Here is a 5,635-nt window from a genome sequence, read left to right on the forward strand (position 1 = left end):
AGACTACCATAATGACCCCATGCCAATAGTCCAAAAAACTACACTATATTGACATCATAGTTATCCTATACATATTTACCAATTTCTATTCAATTTACTTAAAACATCAAGATTGTCTGTCTATATGTTGCAAGTTGATTATTGAGCAGTTGTGACCCCGTTTTGGCAATGTCACTGACAGGCTGAAAAGCCGTCTTAATGCAGTGAAGTCACCGGATACCCCGGCTTCATTCATTGTTCTGGCCACCATTGTCGAAAGCATCAAGGACTTCGAGAGAGACCTTGAAGACACGCTTAAACATCAGCATGAATAATTAGACAGTCTGTAAAAACACCCATCAGACAGTCAGGCACTTTTCGCAGCATACTTGAGCTGACATCGTACGTACAGTCCTGAGCAGTGACTGGCGTACGCTCATTGATTATCAGTCCTACCCGGCTGTCGATGCCGGTAAGGTGCTGCACACTGCTGTAAAGGCAGTGCTCAGCCAGCACATCTGTCTGTTAACTGATGATCCCGGAATCGTAAAAATCGTGGAAAAGGCTGCAAGAGTGCCATATTAAGCAACTGGGTAAGCCACTGGTAGCTATTCATTTTTAAACACAGAAGTTTGCAGTCGTATTCTTTAGCCTGCTGTGCTCAAATCTGCTAAAAATCGTGAATAACAGGGCAAAACAGCTCATAAGTGACCAAAAGTTCCCGAAAACTGCTGCAAAACCGGGCAAAAGTGCCATATGAGCCACTGGAGCTCTGCACTGTGAAACACAGAAGTCTGCAGTCGTATCCTTTAGTCTACCGTGCTCAAATCTGCCCAAATCCCATCAAATCCCCTCAAATCTGCTCAAAATTGTGAAAAAACGGGTAAAAACGGCTCAAAAGTGACCCAAACGTCATGCCCGTGTACTTAAGCAAAATATGATATTTATGCCGATTACCAGGCACTTGCACACCAACAATGTCCAAGCATGTTTGTTTTGGGCAGTTTTACCAGCACATGAGGTGCATTTTGGAGGCGAAATTACTACTTTATTCCCGATTTTGGGGAAAAATTCAAAATACGTCACAAACTCTGTAAAAACCTGATGAACCAGCCATAAATAGAAAAAGGCTCCTTGTTAAACTGTTAAAAAATTTCAAACCACAGTTAAGGAACCTTTATGACCAACATACTAGCAAGAATCAAGTCAGTAGGCCATGCCTCAGTAATAAAATCAGGCATCAATAAGCTCAATGTGCTCATGCATGCTTGAAATACATAAATTACTTTTGCAAGGCCTCGCAATTTCCACAGGCGGAAGTTGCGGGGCCTGCGCTTTTCAGGGACCATAATGCTGTAAGTATCGATGAGCGTACTGGCGTACGTACGCCTGTTTTGCTGTTACTCCTTATGAGGTCTGTAAATGAGCATAGCCACACAGGTCAAAGAGCTGTATGACCGAAGAAAGTATGAGTCCATTGTCAGCATATTTCAGGATGTCGATCTTGAAAACAGGGATGAGCAGTACTGGGGAGTTAAGCCTTTGTCATCACGCTGGTGCGCACTGATGATGATGTTTGCTCATGCTGTACTTGAAGAGAGCAACGAGGAGTGGCTCAACCTGCGTCGCATGCTGGTCAAGGCTAAGAATGCCCTGTATCTGTGCCATGAACGTATCGGAGAGGATCTGCAGTGGTGCCTGATGAACGCCCAGATATTTGATGCACTGGACCTGCGTGAGGACGCATGGCACTGGTATGCGCATTGTTTTGAGCTTGCTCGAATAAGTGGCAAGCCCAAAGAACAGGCGCTTAAGATCTTCAGTAAGCAGTTCTGGGAAATTAACCGCTGTTTCCGCTTTAGCATCAATCAGGTCTTTGACTATCCCTTTGTTGACCGTGTAAAACGCGCCTGGAAAGCCTTTGAGCTTGATGAAGCTCAGATTTATAAGGAGCTGACCACAGTACAGTCATGGTCAGAGGATATCTTTATTGCAGCAGCCGTCCCGTCCTCAAGAGCCAGCTCCCGAATCATGGCAGCAGTAAACGCTGCTGACATTTTCACAGGCAATGAGACAGCTGACTGCATCATCAGGATTTTTGATATTTTCAGCGAGGCCTTTGACGGACTGAGTCTGCTCATAAAGGTACACAACAGCAAGGCAGAGCTGGAATTTGCTGCTCAAGGCAGCCTGCCGAGACTTTATCAGCTGATTGAAATGGTCAGACATGCTCCGCCGCATCTGAGCGAACGCTGGACCTTCAGTGCCGGACTGTCACGTCATTCCCCTGCTCAAATCATTAACAGCATGAGCAAGGCCATCGAAAAGGACTATGGCTGCCGCAGCGGGGATTGCGATGGCAGTTGCGCCGACAAAGACAATGGCGGCTGCGCTGACAGGGACACAGGAGGCGTCAATGGCAGTGGCTATGCCCTTAATATCAGCCCGGAAACAGTTATGGTCCGGCTTGAGCCTGCTGACAATAATGCTTTCAGGCTCATAGCCTGTGTGCCTGACTGCCAGAGCTCTGACATGAACAGTAGCAAGCAGTACTCACTGCAGAAGACACTACAGGGCGCTGCAGGACGGTATTGTAAAAGGAGCTCAGAGACGCTCATTAATGATCTGTCGCTGCTGTGCTCCCTGCTGCTTGGCGATGCGGCCCGACTGCGCTGGATAAGCTCCATTGAACTGATCGATGCACATGGCAATAAGGAGAGCTTTGTGCTCAGCTCTCTGCCTGAGGAGCTTAAAAAACGCGGCGCCAGGCTACTGATCCGCAGCAAGGATGTGCCCCGTATTTTCTCAATGGAGCAGCCATCTCAAAGCGCGCTTACAAACAATGCCTCGCAGCGCCCTGGCCTGATAAGCGGAACAACCTCATGTCTTCCGCTGGTCAGTGAATATATGGCAGGTAAAACAAAGCTTGCTGACCAGCTTTGTGATGACGGCGCCTGTGCAGTTTTCCTTTTCTGGCCCTCACGTGCCGCCGCCAGTCACTCAGACAGCAGCTCTGCCCCGTCTGAGCACGCACCACCTGCAGACAGCAAGGCCTCTTCAGATAGCGCAGCCACTGCAGACAGTGCATCCGGACAGGATGGCGCTGACAACGCAGTTGATGTTGAGTTTAACCTTGACCTGGCCAGGCGCCTTGGTGAGTACATTACTGCAGATTCAGACGGTCCCTGTGCCACCATTACAGCAACCGTATGCGGTCAGAGGTTCAGCTGGATTGACATGCTGGCCTGGGATGTAAAGAAAGTAACTAACAGGGCAAGGGAATATCTTGAGAGCACCTCAGTACCAATGTCATGGATGCACAGTTTCTGTCCTGTCCCTGAATCCGTGCTGGTACACATAAGGCCTGAGTTTGAATGCCTCAAAGAAGCTGTCAGGGAAGGAGAGTGTGACCTAGACGCCATCAGGCAGACAGCTCTATCTCAGGGAGCTGGCGCTTACATTCCAGTCGCACCTGCAAATAATGATAACCATAACAATAAAGAAAGAGTTATCACTATTAGCTCATCTGGAAATATGACCAGAAGGTCTCATTAATCACAGCCTGGCATGCCCCCCCACTTGCCTTATCTGCCAGCCCTGCACTTGCCTTATGTGCCTGCCCTGCAGGAACTGAACTTACGGGAGTACAGCCTGGCAGCTGCAGTGGCTAATATTACTTTCTAAAACAGTATCATTGCTGCCCTGCTTTCAGGCATTTTGCAAGCCTCGTCTGCGGGGAAGAAATTTCTTACCGGCCTCCCATAAGATCAGCTGAACTGGCCTTTTGTGTAATGTAGAAACTTAGGAGTAAGAACATGTCAACTATTCTTGAGCAATACAGGCTAATCAGTGACAGCAGCCGTTTTGAGGAGCTTATGGAGCTGCTCAATTCTGTTACATCAAAGGGCCATGACATGGTTGACTGGGGCTGCCCTCATGACAGTCCTGAACGCATGGAGCTTTACACTGCTCTAACAGCTGCCCTTTACGACTCGCTTAATCTTGAGGGATTTGAGGTAAGACGCGCTATAAACCATAATATAGAGTTTCTTGAGAGCATCAGGACTGATTTTTGTAACACCTTTGAGCTGTGTTTTTATCTTGGTGAGCTGTTACGACTTGTCGACAGCACCAGAAAAGCAGCTGAACTCTACCAGAAAGCCCGCTCCCTCTTCCCATTTAAGCTCGCCCTCGATCCAGAAGCCCACAGATCATCAGACCTTCAAAGCCCTGACAATGCCGAATGCCCCTCAACTTACGGGGGCAATGGTGATCAGACTGCTGATGCCGGTGGCCATGGAGCCCACACGGCAGACGCCGGTGGCAACGACGCTCAGACTGCTGATGCTGATGGAGATGGCAGCGCTGCAGAGGTTGATGCGATCATAACTGCGGCGCTGGCTCAGACCTCTGAGTATCAGGCAAATGCCCGCAACGGTAATTATGGCAATTCTGTTCTGCCTGATTCCGGTGATTTTTACGGCTGGATGAGACTTCAGAATAAGATTTTTGTGCGATCTCATAACCTGCAGCGCTTCAACAAGGTTCCCCTGTTCACCATTCCATTTCTGGAGCGTGTTCTGTGCATGTGGAACTCGTTTTTACAATATGAAGAGGAGCTTTACCAGAAGCTTTCAACCGATAAATTCGGCTCACAGCAGTGGCAAGAGGGCAAAAAGCAGCTCGATCATGTCTTTTCTGAGGTCTTTGAAGATCTGCATTATGAGCTTATGTTCTGTCAGGGCATTATTGAGGTCGAGTTCTGTGCTGACGGCAACAAATACCGTCTGTTTGAGCTTCTTATCATGATCAAAAGGGGCATTCAGGGCCTCGAGCACCGCTGGAACTTTACGGCTGGCTTTTCCCCGGCCACTGCAGAGGTGATTGATGTCATCAGAGGCATACGAGGCCAGGGGCCCGTAGACTGGGATAATCTGCGTACATGGTTTGAAATCGCTGATGACGGACACCTTGACCTGCAGATATTTAATGCTGCCCCTGACAGAGAATATCTGCCCTATGGAGTTGAAAGACTGCAGCTGATGCGCCTGACATCCCGACTGCTCGGAGAGATGTTCACTCAATTTAAAGTCAGATACTTTGAGAATATTGACGATGAGGCTGAGGCTCAGGAACTTGAAAGCAAACGTCCTTCCATAAGCCTGAGGGAGCTGCCTGCAACACTGAAGGCCATGGGCATCAAAATCCACCTTGCTGCCGATGAAGCTCTGATTTTCAGGGACATCACCTATGAGGCTCAGGACAGATGCATTCCCCCAAATGGCTACCGCTCTGACATTTATGCAGGCCTTACCGTGTACCATGAGCTGCTTTGCGAACATGCCCGCTCAGTTACTCTGACCAGCAACATGCTTCACAGTGACGGTGTGGCTTTCGGCTGCTTTTTCTGGCCGATAGCTCCTTTCTTGGAAAACGGCGAGGTAACTGCCGCAACGCACAGAAAGAACCTCGACTATGCCCGCAAGCTTGCTGTTTTCATGAAAAACCTCAAAGGTCAGGATTTCATAATAGGGGAAACACACGCCTTGATCCAGATCACATAAATCATGCTGACTCGACAAAGCATAAATCAGACCTGTTAAAAATCTGTTCAAGTTTAAATGAGCTGCATTGTGCTAAAGGTTTAAGCTCATAA

General features: G+C 48.3%; 2 protein-coding genes. Both read left to right on the forward strand.

Annotation, left to right across the window (positions count from 1 at the left end):
• Nucleotides 1–1,401: 1,401 nt before the first annotated feature.
• Nucleotides 1,402–3,534, forward strand: a complete 2,133-nt coding sequence (locus MXE39_RS12565) for a hypothetical protein (RefSeq protein WP_246979047.1) — start codon at nt 1,402–1,404, stop codon at nt 3,532–3,534.
• 260 nt (nt 3,535–3,794) lie between these two features.
• Nucleotides 3,795–5,543 carry a hypothetical protein gene (locus MXE39_RS12570; RefSeq protein ID WP_246979046.1) on the forward strand — a complete coding sequence of 583 codons (1,749 nt, stop codon included), beginning with the start codon at nt 3,795–3,797 and terminating at the stop codon, nt 5,541–5,543.
• The last annotated feature ends 92 nt before the right edge of the window (nt 5,544–5,635 follow it).

It is taken from the genome of Anaerobiospirillum sp. NML120511, from assembly GCF_023050955.1.
Lineage (GTDB): Bacteria > Pseudomonadota > Gammaproteobacteria > Enterobacterales > Succinivibrionaceae > Anaerobiospirillum.

Excerpts from the sequence above, each read along its gene's own strand:
- MXE39_RS12570 (WP_246979046.1), top strand. The coding sequence starts at position 3,795 with ATGTCAACTATTCTTGAGCAATACAGGCTAATCAGTGACAGCAGCCGT.
- MXE39_RS12565 (WP_246979047.1), top strand. The coding sequence starts at position 1,402 with ATGAGCATAGCCACACAGGTCAAAGAGCTGTATGACCGAAGAAAGTAT.